This is a genomic window from Vibrio sp. QJM3NY_35 (assembly GCF_057785915.1).
Window position 1 is genome coordinate 1641640 of record NZ_CM173508.1, and the last position, 18801, is coordinate 1660440.

An 18801-nucleotide genomic window follows, 5' to 3' on the forward strand; every position below is an offset into this window, starting at 1 on the left:
AAGGGTTTGTTACATTTGGTTACACTTGTCGACTCGGGACTTTATCTGAATATCACTAGGGTTTTGTAAAAGCTGTGTCATGATTTTAGGGAACGACAGCATTAGATGGCGGTAAACAGCGCCTTTAATTTTCTTATTACAAAAGTTGATAAGTAATTGATGTAAAGATTAGTTTTGTGAATTTTTAGAGTTGAAGAGTTTTGATAACACTACAAGTTGGGCAAATAGAGGTTAGAAAGATTTACGGCCCTCAGAATGAGAGCCGTATACCGTTAATTTGCTGACTTAGTAGCTTAGTAAATTGGAAGCTTGGAACTTCAAAAGCCTAGAAGCACAATAAATCCGATATTTAACGAAATCAGTTCGAAGGCTTGAACTGAGATTTACGCATACGGTTCAGAGCAGCCATCACATCTAATGTTCTTGGCTTCGCTAGGTCACCGTAGTTAGGCATATTAGCGTGCCATTCGTTTTCTAAAATAGCGTTGAACTCTTTCGCAGGGTTGCTTGACCAACCTGGAGTTTGCGCGAATTGGAACCAAGCCCAACCGATCGCGTTCACTTCAGACGGTGATTCTAACTGCTCAAGCGCAGAAAGGTCTGCGAACTCTTTACCAAAACGCAGTGACTCTTTGCCTTTCGCGTTAACACGGAACTTACCGTCAGTCAGAATGTTCATGAGTGAAGCACGGTTCAATGAACGTGGTATAAACGTTTCTAAAGCAGTTTCACATTCGTTAGTACGCTGAGTAGGGTGCTGAGCAATCACGTCTTTTGCTTTTTCTGTCACATCTACCGCTTGGTAGTCGTGCATTTGAATCACAGTGTTCGCTACATCTAGGTAATCACCAGAACCGCCCATTACAACAATGGTAGAGATGTCCATCTCTTCACGAAGTTGACCAATGCGGTCAACAAGTGGTGTGATTGGCTCATCGCCTTTTGACACTAGTGCTTGCATACGCTCGTCACGAATCATGAAGTTAGTCGCTGACGTATCTTCATCAATAAGTAGAGTTTGAACGCCGGCTTCAATCGATTCTTGTAACCAAGCCGCTTGAGACGTAGAGCCTGACGCATCTTGTGTGCTGAAATCAGACGTGTCTTTCTGCATTGGTAAATGGTTGATGTAGTTTGACAGGTTCAAGCTGTGCACACATCGACCATCTTCAGCGCGGATCTTCATCGTATCAATCGCAGTTACAATGCCTTCGCGACCGTCACCAGGAATATGGTTGTAGATAGAACGTTCAACAGCGTTCAACAGTGTCGATTTACCATGGAAACCACCACCAACGATCAGCGTAATGCCTTTTGGAATGCCTAAGCCAGTCACGTCACCTTGGTTTGGAGTATTTAACGTAACACTCAATGATTCTGGAGCCGCGAAAGGTACCGCGTCTTTCATTGGCAGGTCGCAGTTACCCGCGATACGAGGTAACACACTGCCGTTTGCAACGAATGCCGCTAGGTTGTTTTCATCCAATTGAGCGCGCAGCGCTTCTTGGTCTTCAATCGTTTCACAATGTTTGATCATTGCATCGATATTCAATTCACGCTCAAGCGTCGCGCGACGAATAAACTTCGGTAAGTAGAAAGTGATGATGTTGTTCGCTTTCTTAGCAAGAATGCTACGACCATCAGCTGGTAAATTAATACGGAAACGAATTTCGATTCCGTGGTCTGTGAATACAACAGCTGTGTTGTCTAATACGGTTTGACCCGTCAGCGCGATAGAAACGGTCGACTCTTGTTTCGCGAACTCAGAGAAGCTACGTGCGATAAAGTCACGAGCGGCTACTTGGTATTCGTAAGATTTTTCTTTAAGCCAATCTAACCCGGTCAAAGACCACGCGCGCGTTGCACGAAAACGAGAAGCTGACGAGTATGGGTCACCTTGGATGTGGTCGATGTGTAATTCAAAATCAGCAAAGTCGTATTGACCTTTAATTTGTTGATATGCACGGTAGTTTTGTTTTTCGAGCTTTTTAAGCTTTGCAGTCAACTGATCCATAACGAGGAATGCCTATATAAGGGGAAAGATAAAAACAGAAAGGCGGCGATTATAAAAATCACCACCTTTAGAGTAAAGAGAAAGTAGGCCTAAATCCAAAACTAACGGCTCTTTTTCGCTTTAAGCGTAACGAGTTGTCCCCAAATAGTTTTGATTGATTAAGCTGTGTTCGAATTCTTGGCTCGGCATTGGTCTTCCGTAAAGGTAACCTTGGCCCACATCGCAGCCTTCATTAATAATAAATTGCTCCTGAACCTCCGTTTCTATGCCTTCAATCGTCACTTTTAAGTCGAGCTTTTTGGCAATTTGGACAATAGAACGAACAATTTCCGAGTCTTCGTGTGAGTTGAGCATTTGGTCGATAAAGCTCTTATCAATCTTAATGGTGTCGAATGGGAACTTCTTCAGATAACTGAAGGAGGCGTAGCCCGTACCGAAGTCATCTAGTGACAATGTAACGCCAATATCGTGCAAAGACCCCAAGGTATTCTTGGCAACCACTTCATCTGCTATCAGTCCACTCTCCGTAACTTCAAGTTCTAAGAAACGAGGCTCTAAATGATAGGTTTCGAGTAGGTGAACCACTTGTTCCGCAAAGTGTACGTTCTTGAGTTGAATTGCAGACACATTCACAGCCATCTTGAAATCTTCAACGTATTCGGACCACTCTTTGGCTTTTTCAATCGCATTGCGTAAAACAAAGCTGCCCACTTCGAAAATCAAACCGTTTTGTTCAGTCATGTGGATCAGGGTTTCGTTAGAGATATCACCCAAAACAGGATGTCGCCAACGAAGCAAAGCTTCAGCACCGACCCAGCGATGCGTCAACGGGCTAACTTTGGGTTGAAAGTAGAGCATAAGGTCATCATTACGAACGGCTTGAAGCAAATAGCCTTCGATCTTATTAATGTGAGTTTGTTCTTCGGTATGGGATTGAGAGTAGTAAGCGAACTTTTGTCCTGAATCTTTGCAGGCTAACATCGCTTCAGAAGATTTCTGCAGAATGCTTTCCGCGTCATCTTCGTCGTTCGTAATTGCAATCCCAATAAACGCGTGCAAATGCACTTTGTCACTTTCGATGTCGAATTCTGAATGACCAACTTTAACGAGCGTCTGGCAAAGTTCTTCAAGTCGATGGTGTAAATCTTTAACGCTAAATGCCAATACGAGATCGACCGAAGTAGGGCGTGCAGTTAATACATCGATATCAGACATACTGTCGATGCGTTTTCGGTATTCAACAAGCACTTGGTCTAACGCGTTATAGCCATATCGTGCTTGTATGCGTCTACCGTTGGTAAAACCAATATGAACGACTGCAAATGAGCTGTCTGTCAGCCTTCTCTGTGACAGTAGCTTGTGGTTTAAGCGAGATTCAAATGCGTTTCGGTTTAAAAAGCCGGTACCGAGATCGTGATTCTTTTGGAAATTGATCTTTTGTTCTGCAGCTTTTCGCTTATCAATCTCTTGATTTAATGAATAATTAAGACTCGCAAGATCTTTAGTCCGAGTGTAAACACGGTTTTTTAAGTCTCTATTCATTTGAGTGAGCTTAGCATGCTGAAACAGGGTTTTAAGCTGAGACTCTATCGAGGTGCGAAAGCTCTGTAAAAGCTTGATATAGGTGGGTGTGTAGTGGTTTTCTTTCGAGTCTAAAATGCAGATAGTGCCAAATAATTCACCATTCGGCCAAAGCAGCGGAATGCCACAATAAGAGATTAAGCCAAGCTTCGTGTCGGGGTTGTTTTCCCAATCAACATCGGCAAGCGCATTGGGTATCACAAGTTGCTGCTGGGAATCCATCACCGTCTCACAGTAAAGCCCATTGCCTAGGGTTTCAGAATCACCTTTGTTGTAAGGGTTATTTTCATTTCGGCTGGTCGAGAATACTTCAATATAATTGGCGTGAACACGCATGATAAGTGCGGCGGGCACTTGAGTGATTTGAGCCAAGAGGTCGACAATATTTTGCCAACCAGACACCATATCGTCTGGGATATCTAAGTCTACTGTTTTTATCTTCTTCATATGACTCCGAGTCAATTATGCTAAATGCATCAACACATCCTGTGTTAATTATGATGAACCAAATAAACTATGAACCTTACGTTTAGTAAGTATAAGAAATGTTGCACGAAAAAACCTCCGCAATTATGCAGAGGTTTTCAAATGTGAATCCGGGTCTCAGTAATGAGATAATTTTCGTTTAAGGCTTTAACTTTATAAAATCTTCTGTATTAAGTTTTTGGCTATAATCAACCGAGGGTTGAGCAAACCCATTTAATTGCAGAAATTCCTCTTTAAACCCTTGGTAATCACCTAAAGTTTGGAAGTTGTTTTCATCCATCTTTTCTAGTAGTTCAGTTACGTGCGCTTGGGTTTCTGGGTCTAATTCCCAATCATCCATACGGATCAATCGCTCACCATCAAGTGGTACTTTTGATTGACCATAGAGTTTACTGCTAAACAGACGCTGCATTTGTTGGATACAACCTTCGTGGGTCTCTTTCTCTTTCATCACTTTATACAAAGCAAGTAAATAAGGGCTGAGTCCCGGGATGAAAACGCTCGCTTTAGTGACTAGGGCTTTACAGACGGTCGCGTAAGCGTTGCCATCAAAGTTAGCTAACTCTAGATTAAGAGCATGGCTGGTTTGGTGAAGGTCGATCTTAGCGCGTCCCAATGTACCGTCTAAATAGATAGGGTGTGTGACTTCTGGGCCCACATAAGAAAACGCGATTGTCTTGCAACCCGGAGCAATAGATTCAGCGTTGATGAGCTCATCTATCCATTGTTCCCAATCTTCGCCGCCCATCACTTTGAGTGTGCTTTCGGCTTCTTCTTCCGTCGCAGCATCAAGTGTGTTGGTCACCCAGTTGTCGTGTTCCAGAGAAATGGTTGCGCCAGTTACGCTTTCACCAATAGGTTTGATGGCAGAGCGCCAAAACTCATCGGAATCTGGTTTAGGACGAACGCCTGCAGCTAAGCTATAGATAATTAGATCCACTTCACCTTCGAAATAGGTTTCAATGGCTTCGACAACTTGTGAACGTGTTTCTTGCGAAAATGCGTCGCCAACGATGTTAATAGCAGTGCGTTGCTCTCGTTCGGCTTCTTTTTTGAAGTAGATGTTGTTGTACCAACCAGCACTACCTAGGGATTTTTCGTTTGGACCGCGCTCGAATGAGACGCCGATAGTGTCAGCTTTTGCGCCGCCAAAAGTAAGGGCAATACGAGCGGCAAGGCCAAAGCCTGAGGAAGCGCCGATAATCAGTACTCGTTTAGGGCCATCTTTGATTTGCGGCGCACTCTTAACAAACTTGATTTGTTGCTTTACGGCTTCTTGACAGCCAAGAGGGTGAGCGCTTTTGGCTACCACACCCTTGATAACAGGTTCGACAAGCATAAATAACCTTACAGTTAACGATGATATGCACTCAGGCTAACGTAAAGCTGTGTAAAATATATTGAGCTAGACCATTAAAACTTAAAGATACTGATATAATTCTTCGGCGACAAATTCAGCAATCCAAGGTTGAGCTTCTGGTTTTGGATGCAGTCCATCGTTCATCATCCACTCAGGTTTGAGGATGATATGCTCTAGAAAAAACGGCAAAAGTGGTACGTTTTGTTGATCAGCAAGCGCTGCAAAAACGTATTCAAACTGTTGGTTATAACGCTTTCCGTAATTCGGTGGGATTTTAATCTGCATCATTATAGGTTTGGCGCCCGCAGCTTTTATCTGCTTAATGATTTGATCAAGATTCGCAGACATCAGCTTAGGTGGGAACCCACGAAGTCCATCATTCGCACCAAGTTCAATAAGAACGGTGTCTGGAGCATGTTCTTCAAGCAATTGTGGTAAGCGAGCTAAACCATTGCCCGTTGTATCACCAGAAATACTTCCGTTAACCACGGTTACCGTTTTGTCATGCTTTGCTAACGCGTCTGGTAACAGGCTTGGCCAACTCTGTTTGATGTCCATGTTGTAACCAGCACTCAAGCTATCACCAAGGACCAGTAACTTAGAATCTAAGTCGGTATCTTGAGCCAAAGAAGCGGTTGAAAATAAAATAAAGAATAAAAAGGAAATTAGTCGAGTCATGCATACATCCATCATTAAAGCAGAAGCTGTTTCGAAGACAGTGTCTACTAATCAAGAACATTTAACAATCCTAGAGCACGTCGATATCGATATTCGTGAAGGCGAAACTGTCGCGATTGTCGGCACGTCTGGCGCGGGTAAGTCGACCCTAATGACGCTGCTTGCTGGTCTTGATGTACCAACGAAAGGCGAAATCAGTTTATTAGGACAGCCACTTTCACAACTTGATGATGAGGCAAGGGCTAAGATCCGCAGTGAATCGGTAGGGTTTGTATTTCAAAGCTTCTTATTAATTCCAAGCCTTTCTGCGCTACAAAATGTCACGTTGCCTTGTTTGTTGAAGGGAGAAGACGAAGACATCGAACGCGCGACGGCTCTGCTTGAATCAGTAGGCTTGAAAGACAGGCTTGATCACTTGCCGTCGCAGCTATCGGGTGGTGAGCAACAAAGGGTCGCGTTGGCGCGCGCATTTATGATTAAGCCAAAAATCCTTTTTGCTGATGAGCCCACGGGCAACCTAGACCAACAAACGGCAGCCAAAATTGTTGAGTTGTTGTTTGAATTGAACGCATCACACGGCACAACGTTAGTTTTGGTGACACACGATCCTAAGCTTGCACAACGTTGCCAAAGAACGCTTAAGATGCATGTCGGTCAGATAGAGGAAGTCTAAATTGAATTCATCAAACGGACTGAATAAACGCCTGTTTTCATGGAGTATCGAAGAGATTCGACACGGTCAATTGTGGCCAGTTTCAATCGCTTTAACGCTTATTATTGCTTGTGTATTTGCATTGTCGGCGTTGGCCGAACGTATGGAGCAGGTAATTGTTAAGCAGGGCAAAGATGCGCTTACTGCCGATAGCGTGTTTATCTCAGCAAACCCAGTTCCACAATCCTTGTTAGACCTCACTCAAGTTGAACAATTAGAAAGCTCTCAGTTGACTCGTTTTTCAACCATGGCATTCAGTGACAACTCGATGCAGTTAGTGACGGTGAAAGCGGTTGAAAGTAATTACCCGTTACGCGGTGAAATGATCTTAGAGGGCGCTGACAAAGCATCAAGTAACCATGTTAAGCCGGGTGAACTTTGGCTAGACGAGCGCATATTCGCACAGTTAGAGGTTGAGATTGGTGACAATGTCACTATTGGCGATGCCGATCTAGCGATAACTGGACGAATCACTCAAGAACCAGGCTTAAGCTTTAACCCATTCCAACAGATGCCAGCCGTGCTGATTCATACAAGCGATATCGATGCCACGGGAGCGATTCAACCGGGCAGTCGTGTTAGTTTTAGGCTGTTTCTAAACGGTGATGATACAAAACTGCAAGCCGCGCAAGACAGCGTAGAATTAACGCCAAGTGATCGCTGGCGTACTCAAGATTCTGCAAGTCGCACTAATGATATGTTCGAGAGCACGACTCAATATCTGTCGTTAACTGTGGCTATTGTTGTGATCATGGCTGCGACCACTTTGGTACTCACGTGCCAACATTATGTTGCGAGTCGTCGTAAAACCATCGCGATGCTTAAGAGTTTAGGTGCAAGCAAGCAGTGGATCGTTAAATGGTTGTCTGTACAGGTATCTCTATTAGTGGTTATCGGTGCAGTACTGGGAATAACCATCGGTATCGGCTTAGAGTTTTTGCTTCGTATACCTCTGGGCGACTTATTGCCAACGCCACTTCCTAGCTATGGTATTGAACCGGCTATCTTGGCGATTTTATCAAGCATCTTAATTGGTGTTCCTGCTCTTGGTATCCCGTTAATTGGCTTGGTCAACACCTCGGCAATCAGCGTTATCCAATCAAGTCACCAGTCCAATGAAGGCTACAACAAATACCTCTTGTTACTGGTACCGATTATTCCAATGATGCTGATGTATGGCGACAATCTATTAGTATGGATAGTTCTAGCGGGTATCGCTTGCCTGTTCTTAGTGCTTGCGGTCGTTAGTACGCTTGTTCTGCGTTTGGTTGGTAAGTTGCCGACATCGACTTCTATGCGTTTAGCATTGAGCCGAATTAATCGCACACCATTAGCAACTGGGATTCAATTTGGCTCTTTAGCGCTTTCACTGATGTTGCTGTCTATCATTTGGTTGGTAAGAAGTGATTTACTGTCAGATTGGCAGCAAACCTTACCAGAGAACGCACCGAATGCGTTTGCACTTAACATTGCAAGCTATGAGAAAGACAGTTATCTCGAGACGATTGATGCAAACGAAGTAGAGCGTACTCAAGCGTTTCCAATTATCCGAGGACGACTAACGACGATAAACGGTGTTGAAGCGTCAGAATACAGTGATACCTCTGGAGAAACAGACGCACTAAGCCGTGAGATCAACTTCACTTGGGGAGATACCTTACCTGAGTACAATGAAGTTTTAGCAGGCAGCTGGACACAAGAGCAGGGCGTATCTGTGGAATCGGATGTCGCGGAGCAACTTGACCTAAAGATTGGCGATGAGCTTTCATTCACAATCAACAGCCAGAATGTCTCGGCCAAGGTGAATAGCATCCGCAAAGTAGAGTGGCGTGAAATGAAGCCGAACTTCTACTTCATCTTTACTCCAGATGTCTTGAGCTCAATTCCTTCTACTTGGCTCGTGAGCTTCAGATTAGAAGAACAACACAATCAGATGCTCAATGAACTCTCTCGAAATCATCCAACCGTGAGTTTGATGGATATTCGCAAGATGGGTAGCAAGATCCAAGAGCTGCTCAAACAGATTGTTTGGTCGATAACGGTACTTGCGGCGTTAGGTGTGGTGGCGGGGCTGTTGCTTATCTTCACTCTATTGCGATTGAGCTTATCTCAAAGACAACAAGAGATACGCTTGTATCGAACATTAGGCGCAAGTAGGAAGCGAATTCTCAATACTATTTGGTGTGAGTACGGGTTAATGGCGTTAGTCGCAGGCTCAATTGCAGCGCTCGGTTCTGAGCTCAGTGTGGCAGGCGTTATGAATTTTGGCTTTGAGTTACAACCTTCACTTCACCCGATGCTGTGGATAGCGCTACCGATGCTGACGTTTATCACATTGGCTGCAGTAGTGAATAGCTTAATCAAACGTTTGTTGGCACCAGTAAACAAGGATTTTGGTTAGTCGCTAGCGAGATCTAGCCAAGCGCTTAAAACGGTCTAAAAGTGAGATTATTTATTCTTAGTCATGCACTATTTATAATACGTCGCTTTAGACCGTTTTTTATTTAACCAACCGATAGCATAAGTAAAAAATATCGCACCTTAGATTCCACTGTTTTTAGCATTTTTTAAAACTAATTGCCTAATAATGCCGATTTAATGAACAGAGGTTAGTCCCTGTAAACAAAGGGTTTGCGCAACTTAGCAAGAACGTTATCAACAGTTATCCACAAAAACGGTGGATAACTTTAGGGATAAGTTAACCTCTATGTTTTAAGAGTACTGAGGCAGCCTTTATGTGGCGTCACTTAGGACAAATTTGACTGTTAGAATAACCTTTAAAACTCTATCTGGAGTTATTGAGTCAAGAGATTATTTATGTTTTTTACATAGATATTAAATCCCGCCTATCTAAGACCTTGATAAAAATGTGTTTTAATTCATCGCAGAACAAAAGTAGAATAGAGGCAGTTAATCTTATTCTACAGAACACGATGAACCACAACAAAACGGATACAAATCAACCTTCTATTGCCATTGTTGGTGGTGGTATTGCCGGAACAACGAGCGCGATTCACTTTAGTGAGTTGGGTTTTAAGGTCACTATCTTAGAAAAAGGGCCGAGTTTGGTTAATGGTCCACCAATTTGCCACCTGCACGCTGGCGGCAATTTGTATCGAGATATTTCTGTAGAGCAGTGTCTTCAGTTGCTCACGCAGTCAATTGATACCGTCCGCTTATTTCCTCATACGATCAATATTCGTCCGACAATCATCGCCGTGCCGCATAGTGATGGTGGAGAGCCATTAGATCTGCTTCCTCGCCTCAAGATAATCAAAAGCGCTTATGCCGATCTTGTTAAACAAGATAAAAGCAACCAAGTGCTCGGTGATCCGGAAGAGTATTATAAGCTGTACAGCAAAGAAGGTTTATTAGCACTTTCTGCAAAAACGCAGCCTCTGAAACCAACATCGCTTGATGATTGGTGCATTCCTTTTGCCAAACATACGGATTTAGAGACTCTTAAGTATCCTGTTGCGGTGGTCCAAGAGTATGGCTGGAGCGTATTCCGACTTTCTGCGACCGCTCAACTCTCTTTGGGGCAACAACCTAACTGTACTGTGTTAACCAACAGCCGATTACAATCTGTTGAGTCGACAGGTCAAGGTTGGTCTTTGACTTATACCGATGCCGAAAACCAAAGCTGCCAACTAACGACCGATTACTTGATTAATGCGAGTGGGTTTGAAACGGGTATCGTGGACGACTTTGTTGGCTCTAAGCAGCAAAGACTTGTTGAGTTTAAAGCTGCATACGTTACGGAGTGGCCATATTCGCAAGAATGTAAGGAAGAGTGGCCAGAGGTTATCTTCCATGGCCCTAGAGGCACACCGCAAGGCATGGCGCAATTAACGCCATATGCTGATGGTGTGTTCCAACTTCACGGTATGACAGAAGGGATTACTCTATTCGAGGGAGGGCTTGTTTCATCGTCAACAGACTCGTCACAGCCACAGTTGCCTTCGAAGCTGCTTAAGAAAATCGTATCGGGTTGGAGTGAAGAGCAACTTGAATTAAGAACTCGCGCTGCAATAACGCATATGTCTCAGTTCATCCCAAGTTTCAGCTCTGCATTGGTCGGTGGTAAACCTTTGTTTGGTGCACAACAGATTCCGGGAACCGATCCAAGCTTAAGAGCTTCAGACGTTTCATTCTGTGGTGAGCGCTATGCTCGACTTGAAGTCGTGAAAGCTTCTTCAACATTAGAAGCGGCACAAAAGGTTGCTGAGCAATGGTTTGACGTATCAGAGGCGGTATCTATTGAAGATACGCACTCGGTGACAATGTCACTTAATCTAAATGATATTGAAAACAGAGCGATAGAATTGACACAAGAACGTGGATATCCAGAAGCGCTTGCCAAGGTGTCAGGTCAAGATCACGCTTAATAGCTTATAATTAGCCTATCATCATCGACAGCGCTTAACTTCTTCAATTCGGCTTACTGTAATAGGTAAGCCGAATCTTCATTCCAAAGCCGACTTAGATACCGAAACTCATCAAAACGACATCTTCCTAGCTAGTTATTCTGAGCTACATAGCAATTAGCACATAACACATCGCAAAAACTAGTAGCCAAAAAACTGAGCCCATTGGCACCAAACATCTTGTAAGCCTAAGCGATCACCCTTGCTGAACGATATCGCATGTCCAGGTTTTGCTTGTGCCAAGCGAGGTAAATCAATCCTAGCGACACACCCAATCTTCGGATAACCACCTATGGTCTGTCTATCATTAAGCAGCACGATAGGTTGTCCGTCTTGGGGGATTTGAATCGCACCTAGGGCAATGCCTTCTGACAATAGCGAAATGTCAGGCGAGTCTACGGGCTCGCCACTGAGTCGATAACCCATCCGATTAGAGTTTTGGTCAACGTGATACTGCGAGTTATACAAAATCTCTCTTGCTGACTCGGAGAATAGCTCGCTTTGATAGCCTTCAATCACTCGTAGGTTTACGGGTAGATTGTAATCAGGCGTGTATCGGAAGGTAACACTCAACGCTTTAAACGGGCGAGAGAGTTGATGTTGGGTAAAAGCGATTTGTTGCCCTTGCTGGCATGGCTCTCCATCTTGCGTTAATCCACCAATCTTTTCACGAGTCACTGTAGAGCAGCTATTAAGAGTTGATGGAACATCGAAACCGCCCTTAATGGCTAAATACGCCCTTAGACCATTTTTAGGCAAACCAAATGAGAGAACTTGCCCTTTAAAAGCTTGGAAAGTGCGCCAGTTAGCCTGTGGTTTACCATCGAGCTTTGCTTGTAAATCACCCCCGCATAGCGCCATCTCACAATCAAAATCGATTCGTAACGCACATTGCCCAAGCGTGATTTCCAACGCCGCTTGGTTTACTGGGTTGCCCAATAGATGATTGGCCCAGCTATAAGAGTAATCATCAACCGGTCCACCTTGCGTTAATCCAAGATGAGCAACACCAAATCGACCGAAGTCTTGAATCAAACTCAACGGGCCGGGCTTAATCACTGTCAGTGTTGGTTTAGTTTTGATCTCAGTCATTTACGATGCCTCCACCCAACTCTACAAATTCTTGTTTTGAAATCGCGATGAAACGGACTGTGTCACCGACATTAAGTAGAGATAGCGGTCTTTGCATGATGTCGGCGTTCTTCAATTGGCTATGATCGAACAACGAAAGCGGGCAATTGCCAATAATATTCCAGCCGCCCGGTGAATCCGAAGGGTACACCGCTGTTTTAGTATCCGCGATGGCGATACTGCCTTTGGGCACATTTAAGCGGGGTGTGGAGTGACGGGGCAAGGCAAGCTCATTAACCACATCCGACATAAACGCAAAGCCAGGCGTAAACCCAACCGCACTGACGCTGTATGTCTGTGAGGTGTGATATTGAATAATATCGTCCAGAGTCACACCTTTGTCTTGATATCGGTCTAAATCAAGCGCCGTTTCTGGTGAATAATAGGCAGGAAGCTCAATCGTATCGCGAGTTTTACTAACACTAGAACAGGACGACAGAGCGTGACTCAACAAATTATTGAGCTGTTTAATGAGCTGCTGTTCCGATATTCGATAAGGTAGGTAATCAACCAATATTGTGTGGTAAGCCGGCGTCACATTCATCAACACCGATGCTAAATTTTGGCGAATGGCATCGGAAAAGTGAGCCATGTACTGCGCATATTCGGCGCTAGATTGATTATTTGAAGGCGATAGTGTCAAGGTCACCAAAACGCTGCATTCCGCGACTGGCGCTATATTGAATTCAATCTGATTCGTCGTCATTTCGTTTCCATACGTTTGTTATCTTGCCTTTTACTAGCTTACTTGGCGTGTCTCACTTCCGTGTCCAAGCCAATACAAAACAATTAGATCTTACGAGCAATTAGTTAGGTGCCCGGTTGGGCGAGTGATTAGACCATGCCTCATACCAATCACACGCTTCATACTAATTAAAAGCGTTGAGGTCTTGTCTGATTTTTCTAATTAATGCGATGGATTGAGGGTTATCGCCATGAACACAGATGGTATCGGCTTCAATAGGCAATCTTTCGCCCTCTAAAGTCGTAACCGAGCCATAGTTAATGATTTGCATAACTTGGTTATAGATATCGTCTTGATTGACGTAAACCGAGCCTTTTTGAGTACGTGGCGCTAATTGTCCGTTATTTAAATAAGCACGGTCGGCAAACGCTTCAAACAAGAGAGGCAAGTCATGGTCGTCAGCAATATCCAAATACTGTTGATTGTCTGATGAAGAGAGAATCATCAACGGGATGTTAAATTCAGCGACGGCTTGGGCTACCGCATTAAACACATCGATGTTTGACATCATATCGTTGTAAAGGGCGCCATGAGGTTTCACATAGCCAACAGAGGTCTGGTGATAGCGGCAGAGGGCTTGTAATGCACCGACTTGATAGCACACCAGTTCACTGATCTCGTCCATGGTGTGTGGAATAGAACGGCGACCAAATCCAACGAGATCTTGATAACCGGGATGAGCACCAATTTGGGTGTGATAGTGCTGTGCCAGTTTTATCGTCTTGGACATAACGTGCGGATCAGACGCATGGAAGCCACAAGCGATGTTTGCCATATCGACCCATTCCATGACCGACTCGTCATCGCCCATCTTCCAATTGCCGAAACTTTCTCCCATGTCGCAATTAAGCAAAATCTTCGTTGTCACGTGGTGCTAATCCTTTACGTTGAGGTAAGTAATGACGGTCTTATAAATACCATAAATAAACAGTGACCTAACTCAAACTTTCGACACCGTAAATTTACCAGTATGGCATTTCATATATAGTTGAACTATTGATTAAAGGATTAATATCTATCTGTATATTAGGTGAGCACATGATATCCCGCCAGGTTTGCTTAGGACTAGCATTAACGACACCTGTTTTTGTCTCTGCTCAAGAAAACTCTCTAGACCAGCTCATGTCGATGAGCCTTGAAGAGTTGTCTATGTTAGATGTCGAAATGGAAACGGCTTCGAAAGTAACACAAAAACTCACTGACATTCCTTCGTCGGTGTATGTGCTTTCTAATGAGCGAATTCAGCGTAGTGGGGCGAAAACCATTGCTGAAGTCCTAACGCTAGTACCCGGCCTCAAAGTGACCAAGTTTAACGAGACCTCGTGGTTTGTTTCGACGCGCGGCTTTCATGATGGGCTATATAACAAGATGCTCGTGATGATGGATGGACGAAGCTTGTTTAGCCCAGTCTATGGCGGTACGTATTGGAGCGACGTTGATTATGTGCTAGCCGACATCGAACGCATCGAAGTACTAAAAGGCCCCGGCGGAACAATTTGGGGAGGCAACGCGGTTAATGGTGTTGTCAATATAATTACTAAGTCTGCCAATGATACGCAGGGGACTTATCTCTCCGGTGTCGCGTCTAATACTGATAACTATGAATTTAGTGTTCGTCAGGGATTAAGCCTAAACGACAGTGTGAATGCTCGTGCCTTTTATAAGTACCGAGAAGAACCGACGTATCGCACAAACGAATCTGAAAAATGGAAAGCACAAACGGCAGGGATGGTATTTCAGCCAAGCAATGCAGAAGAAAATTGGTCATTACGTATTGGTGGTGAGAAGAGCTTTTATGAGTCGGAGTTGTATACGTTCCAATATGATAACTCAGGATCGTTTGTCGGATCACAAGCCAATGATTTCGATAACAAGAGTCAATCTGTTTACGTCCAATTCAACGACTCTCGCCATTTTGATGAAAGTTCGACACTCTCATATTCGTTATGGGGTGAATATAATGAGGATAATGCGCCAGACGCTCCGGGAAGCTATTCGACCCTTGATTTTGACTCTACTTATATCAACCAACTATCGGAAAACCATCAGCTAACACTCGGCGGTGGCCTGCGATATATGTATCTTGATTTCTCCTCAAGCCAAGTTTCGGACGTGGATTGGTACAACCCTGATTACTACGGTCGAGCTTACAACATCCAATCTGCCAACGATTATATTGCGAACGCTTTTATACAGTCTCAAATTCAAATGACGGAAGCGCTGTCTATTACTCTTGGTGCTAAGGTTGAACACTTTACACAGAATGATTCAACTGAGCTTTCACCTCAATTGCGTGGTTTATATAAGTTAACTCAACGTCACTCCGTATGGGCGGGGCTTAGCCGTGCGGTTGTTGCACCATCTTATATGGATTCCAATTCCACCTATTATTTTAATAGTTACAATGCTGACTCAAACAACAGCTACCTAGATGTATATAAATCAAGCTCGAGTCTTGAAACAGAGAACGTCGTAACGGCGGAAATGGGTTATCGCTACTCAAACAATTCAAATTTCGAACTCGATGCAACGATTTACCTGAGTGAACATGACAACCTTCGCTTCCACAGTTATGACCCAAATGATATCCCCGCGAATCATGTCTATGTCGGTGCGCTGTCTGATGATTATAAAGCAAAAACTTATGGCTTAGAATTAGGCGCGAGTTACCAGCTCACCGCAGATCTAGCCAGTTACCTGAGCTACGCCTATACGACGTTAGAAGGTAAGAATAAAGGTGACGACCCTAAATCTAGCCCTCAAACGAGTATTTATTACGATATTGATAATGAACATTTAGCCACGGCACAGTTGATGTGGAATATAACCGAAAGTTGGCAATTCGATGTGATAGGCCAGTACATTAATGTGAATTACCCAGACTATTGGGAAGCAGGCGATGGCACTCAATATGAATGGCAGTCTTACCCACATGAAATAACCTTTGATGCGCGTCTTGCATGGAAAAAATCGTCCGCAGCGCCTTTAATTGAAGTGGTTGTTGAAAACATAGGTAAGAGTGACGGCTATCAAGCTGAATTCACATCTCAGAAAAGCGTCAATCAAGAATCGGTGTATGTGAGGATCTCTCATGAATTCTAAATGGCTTAAGCACCGCTTTAAGCTCGGCTTCTCTAAACTAGGCTTAGCTGCTTTAACGATGCTTATCGTGCCTTTGAACACCTCAGCGGCAAGCTTCAAACCTTATGAAGTGAAAGCGGTGTACCTTTTTAGAATTGCGAATTTTATACGTTGGAATGATGAAAGCTCTATGAACGCTGTGAACTTTTGTGTGATTGGCGATGAAAAGGTAAGCCAAGTGCTGACGTCAATTACCGAGGGTAAATCTATTCGTTCACTCGATATCCAAGTTCAACAGTCGATTACTTCTAAGTGTGATATTACGTATTTGTCTGATCGTCAAAATGATCAATTTCGTAGTCAAGAGCACTCGCCACATACTGTGACAATCAGCGACATTCCTAACTTTACGGACCTAGGTGGAGTCATTGAACTCACGCACATCGATAATAAGCTCAAACCTAAGATCAACCTAGAGAACGCAAGGCGGGGTGACTACGTCATTGGCTCAAACCTGTTACGAATCGCTATAGTGGAGGGCCAATAATGTTGTCTTTCATTAATAACATATCGATTAAAAACAAACTGATATTACCTATTATCATCTTTATCGCAGTCACTTTTGTCACGATTCAATCAGTAAATTACACTGTCACTTTTGAAAGGGAAAAAGAGAGTCTTATCCAGCGTGTTAAAGTGCTGGCACAAGGTGTTGCTTATAACTTACAAGCTGCGATTTTATTTGAAGACAAGTCATCGGCTCAGGAAATATTGTCAGCTTTCGTCGCAGATAAAGATATTGTTAGAGTGAAGCTCTATGACATCAACGAACAGCTTTTTGCCAGCTATCAGGTGAGCAACACTCTGGTTCCAAGGCCAAACGCAGAAGAATTAGACGATATCGCCGATCATCAATTTGCCATCTCTGAGCATTTCATCTTCTTGCTCGTTCCAGTGACACTGGATGGCGCAGTGATTGCGAACTTGAGAGTAACAATATCGAAAGAGACGTTTAATTCGATCTTAACGAATATTTTCAAGGTTGCGGTCGTCTACCTGTTGTTTCTGGTGATGTTAGGCGGAGTAGTGGTCAAATTGGTGCAACGCTTGATTATCGAACCGATGTTTGACCTCAATGAGGCGATGCAAGCCTTTGTTGAGCGTCGTTCGAAGCAGCCTAAATTAGTCGTAACGAACCGCGATGAAATCGGCGATCTGGTTCGAGCTTTCAATACCATGTTAGAAAGGCTTCAACATCGCGATAACCAAATCAATTTTACGTTAGACAAGTTACAAGAAGAAAAATCATTCGCAAATGAGGTCATTGAAACCGTTCAGCACTCTTTGTTGGTGGTGGATGAAAAAGGGCTCATTCTTCATGCGAACGCAGCTACTCGGGATATTTTTAAATGCTCGGAAGCCTTTCTTGAGAATTTGTTGATCCAAGAGTTGATCGCGACCAAGCAAACGGGTTACTTACAAGATGTTATTGATGCCAATATTGAACTTAATGACGAATTGCTGGAAACCACCGATCTCTTTCAATCAAAACGCTGGCTTCGTGTGAGCAGTCGTTCTTTGACAAAAGATGGTCGTATTCTTTATGCAATCCAAGATGTCACCGACATAGAAACGGCCATGAGTCGCCAACGTATTGCTGCGGGTGTTTTCGAAAACAGTAAAGACGGCTTGATCGTGCTCAACTCATCCAATGTGATAACCATGGTTAACCCGGCGATCACACAACTTCTCGGTTATCACTCTGATCTGCTGGTGGGCAAAACACCATTTGAAGTATTTTCGTGGCAGCAATTTTCATCATTGATGCCGACAATTCGCAGTTCGTTAGACAACTATGGTCAATGGCAAGGCGAAGTGTGGGAGAAAAGCGCGTCCGGCACGTTAGTTCCAATGTTTGTCAAAGTGAATCGAATTGCCTCAGACAACGAGAAAGACGAGTTTGATATGGTATTAACGCTGTCTGATTTATCCAACGTTAAAGAGATGGAAAGACTCGAACACTTGGCTCATCACGATGCATTAACCGGGTTAGCGAATAGAGCGCAGCTGTATAAGATTATGGATGATGTTGTCACGTCGAGCCACTATTCAAATCAGCATTTTGCTGTTATTTACTTGGATTTGGATGGCTTCAAAGAAGTGAATGACAATTATGGTCACGATGCGGGTGACGAAATCCTTAAAGAAGTGTCAAACCGGTTATTATCTCAGGTAAGAGCGGGGGATTTGGTTGCACGTTTGTCGGGTGATGAATTTGTTCTTATTATTAAACAGACAAACAAAGTCTTATTAGCGAAGTTAGCCGAGCGATTGTTGGATCTGATCGGGCAAGAAGTGAATTATAAACAGCGTTCACTCCATGTTGGGGCGAGCTTAGGTATCCATTTAGTTGAGGGCTCAGAGCGTGATATTGACGTGATTCTAAAGGTTGCTGATGAGGCTATGTACCAAGCGAAACGCAAAGGAAAAGGTCAGTTTGTGTTCGCTCGTGAGGGTAAATAGGCACAGGTGTTTGTGAGCTCACCCTAAGTTGTTGTATCATAAGTGATAGGTTGAATATTTTTA

At 43.7% G+C, this 18801-nt stretch carries 13 protein-coding genes; 6 read left to right on the forward strand and 7 right to left on the reverse strand.

Annotation, left to right across the window (positions count from 1 at the left end; translation table 11 throughout):
- Positions 1–358: 358 nt before the first annotated feature.
- The 4 genes from AC3CH3_RS22480 to AC3CH3_RS22495 form a co-directional block, all read right to left on the reverse strand.
- Positions 359–2014, reverse strand: a complete 1656-nt coding sequence (locus AC3CH3_RS22480; RefSeq protein ID WP_488538499.1) for a P-loop domain-containing protein — start codon at positions 2012–2014, stop codon at positions 359–361.
- Between the two features lie 120 nt (positions 2015–2134).
- Positions 2135–4042: a sensor domain-containing phosphodiesterase gene (locus tag AC3CH3_RS22485; protein WP_488538500.1), complete on the reverse strand. Its 1908-nt coding sequence runs from the start codon at positions 4040–4042 to the stop codon at positions 2135–2137.
- Between the two features lie 178 nt (positions 4043–4220).
- Positions 4221–5420 (reverse strand): enoyl-ACP reductase FabV, encoded by a 1200-nt coding sequence (fabV, locus tag AC3CH3_RS22490; protein ID WP_019826606.1) that lies wholly within the window; start codon positions 5418–5420, stop codon positions 4221–4223.
- Between the two features lie 81 nt (positions 5421–5501).
- The gene (locus AC3CH3_RS22495; RefSeq protein ID WP_488538501.1) at positions 5502–6119 is read right to left on the reverse strand and encodes an arylesterase; all 618 of its coding nucleotides are present in this window, start codon (positions 6117–6119) and stop codon (positions 5502–5504) included.
- Between AC3CH3_RS22495 and AC3CH3_RS22500 the strand changes: the two genes are divergently transcribed.
- From AC3CH3_RS22500 to AC3CH3_RS22510, 3 genes are all read left to right on the forward strand, one after another.
- Positions 6118–6792, forward strand: coding sequence for an ABC transporter ATP-binding protein (locus AC3CH3_RS22500; protein WP_019826604.1), 675 nt, complete (start codon positions 6118–6120; stop codon positions 6790–6792). The two genes, AC3CH3_RS22495 and AC3CH3_RS22500, sit on opposite strands and share 2 nt — an antisense overlap.
- 1 nt (position 6793) lies before the next feature.
- Complete coding sequence (locus AC3CH3_RS22505; protein WP_488538502.1) at positions 6794–9232, forward strand: ABC transporter permease; 2439 nt, start codon at positions 6794–6796, stop codon at positions 9230–9232.
- 532 nt (positions 9233–9764) lie between these two features.
- Positions 9765–11219, forward strand: coding sequence for an FAD-dependent oxidoreductase (locus AC3CH3_RS22510; RefSeq protein WP_488538503.1), 1455 nt, complete (start codon positions 9765–9767; stop codon positions 11217–11219).
- 180 nt (positions 11220–11399) lie between these two features.
- On the opposite strand, the gene AC3CH3_RS22515 is transcribed toward AC3CH3_RS22510, so the two are convergent.
- From AC3CH3_RS22515 to AC3CH3_RS22525, 3 genes are all read right to left on the reverse strand, one after another.
- Entirely contained in the window at positions 11400–12350 is a 951-nt protein-coding gene (locus AC3CH3_RS22515; RefSeq protein ID WP_488538504.1) for a 5-oxoprolinase subunit C family protein, read from the reverse strand.
- Complete coding sequence (locus AC3CH3_RS22520; protein WP_488538505.1) at positions 12343–13095, reverse strand: 5-oxoprolinase subunit B family protein; 753 nt, start codon at positions 13093–13095, stop codon at positions 12343–12345. Before AC3CH3_RS22520 ends, AC3CH3_RS22515 begins: the two co-directional genes overlap by 8 nt.
- Positions 13096–13258: 163 nt before the next feature.
- Positions 13259–14002: a 5-oxoprolinase subunit PxpA gene (locus AC3CH3_RS22525; protein ID WP_488538506.1), complete on the reverse strand. Its 744-nt coding sequence runs from the start codon at positions 14000–14002 to the stop codon at positions 13259–13261.
- A gap of 170 nt (positions 14003–14172) precedes the next feature.
- Between AC3CH3_RS22525 and AC3CH3_RS22530 the strand changes: the two genes are divergently transcribed.
- The 3 genes from AC3CH3_RS22530 to AC3CH3_RS22540 are packed head-to-tail and all read left to right on the forward strand — an operon-like array spanning position 14173 to position 18738.
- On the forward strand, positions 14173–16236 hold the full coding sequence (locus tag AC3CH3_RS22530) for a TonB-dependent receptor plug domain-containing protein (protein WP_488538507.1): 2064 nt from the start codon (positions 14173–14175) through the stop codon (positions 16234–16236).
- Complete coding sequence (locus tag AC3CH3_RS22535; RefSeq protein WP_019826590.1) at positions 16226–16762, forward strand: YfiR family protein; 537 nt, start codon at positions 16226–16228, stop codon at positions 16760–16762. Before AC3CH3_RS22530 ends, AC3CH3_RS22535 begins: the two co-directional genes overlap by 11 nt.
- Complete coding sequence (locus AC3CH3_RS22540; RefSeq protein WP_488538508.1) at positions 16762–18738, forward strand: diguanylate cyclase domain-containing protein; 1977 nt, start codon at positions 16762–16764, stop codon at positions 18736–18738. The genes AC3CH3_RS22535 and AC3CH3_RS22540 overlap by 1 nt, the downstream gene beginning before the upstream one ends.
- Positions 18739–18801 lie beyond the last annotated feature (63 nt).

What these genes read in the sequence shown, in the direction of transcription:
- AC3CH3_RS22480 (WP_488538499.1), bottom strand. Translation starts at nt 2,014, where the DNA reads ATGGATCAGTTGACTGCAAAGCTTAAAAAGCTCGAAAAACAAAACTAC.
- AC3CH3_RS22485 (WP_488538500.1), bottom strand. Translation starts at nt 4,042, where the DNA reads ATGAAGAAGATAAAAACAGTAGACTTAGATATCCCAGACGATATGGTG.
- fabV (WP_019826606.1), bottom strand. Translation starts at nt 5,420, where the DNA reads ATGCTTGTCGAACCTGTTATCAAGGGTGTGGTAGCCAAAAGCGCTCAC.
- AC3CH3_RS22500 (WP_019826604.1), top strand. Translation starts at nt 6,118, where the DNA reads ATGCATACATCCATCATTAAAGCAGAAGCTGTTTCGAAGACAGTGTCT.
- AC3CH3_RS22495 (WP_488538501.1), bottom strand. Translation starts at nt 6,119, where the DNA reads ATGACTCGACTAATTTCCTTTTTATTCTTTATTTTATTTTCAACCGCT.
- AC3CH3_RS22510 (WP_488538503.1), top strand. Translation starts at nt 9,765, where the DNA reads ATGAACCACAACAAAACGGATACAAATCAACCTTCTATTGCCATTGTT.
- AC3CH3_RS22515 (WP_488538504.1), bottom strand. Translation starts at nt 12,350, where the DNA reads ATGACTGAGATCAAAACTAAACCAACACTGACAGTGATTAAGCCCGGC.
- AC3CH3_RS22520 (WP_488538505.1), bottom strand. Translation starts at nt 13,095, where the DNA reads ATGACGACGAATCAGATTGAATTCAATATAGCGCCAGTCGCGGAATGC.
- AC3CH3_RS22530 (WP_488538507.1), top strand. Translation starts at nt 14,173, where the DNA reads ATGATATCCCGCCAGGTTTGCTTAGGACTAGCATTAACGACACCTGTT.
- AC3CH3_RS22535 (WP_019826590.1), top strand. Translation starts at nt 16,226, where the DNA reads ATGAATTCTAAATGGCTTAAGCACCGCTTTAAGCTCGGCTTCTCTAAA.
- AC3CH3_RS22540 (WP_488538508.1), top strand. Translation starts at nt 16,762, where the DNA reads ATGTTGTCTTTCATTAATAACATATCGATTAAAAACAAACTGATATTA.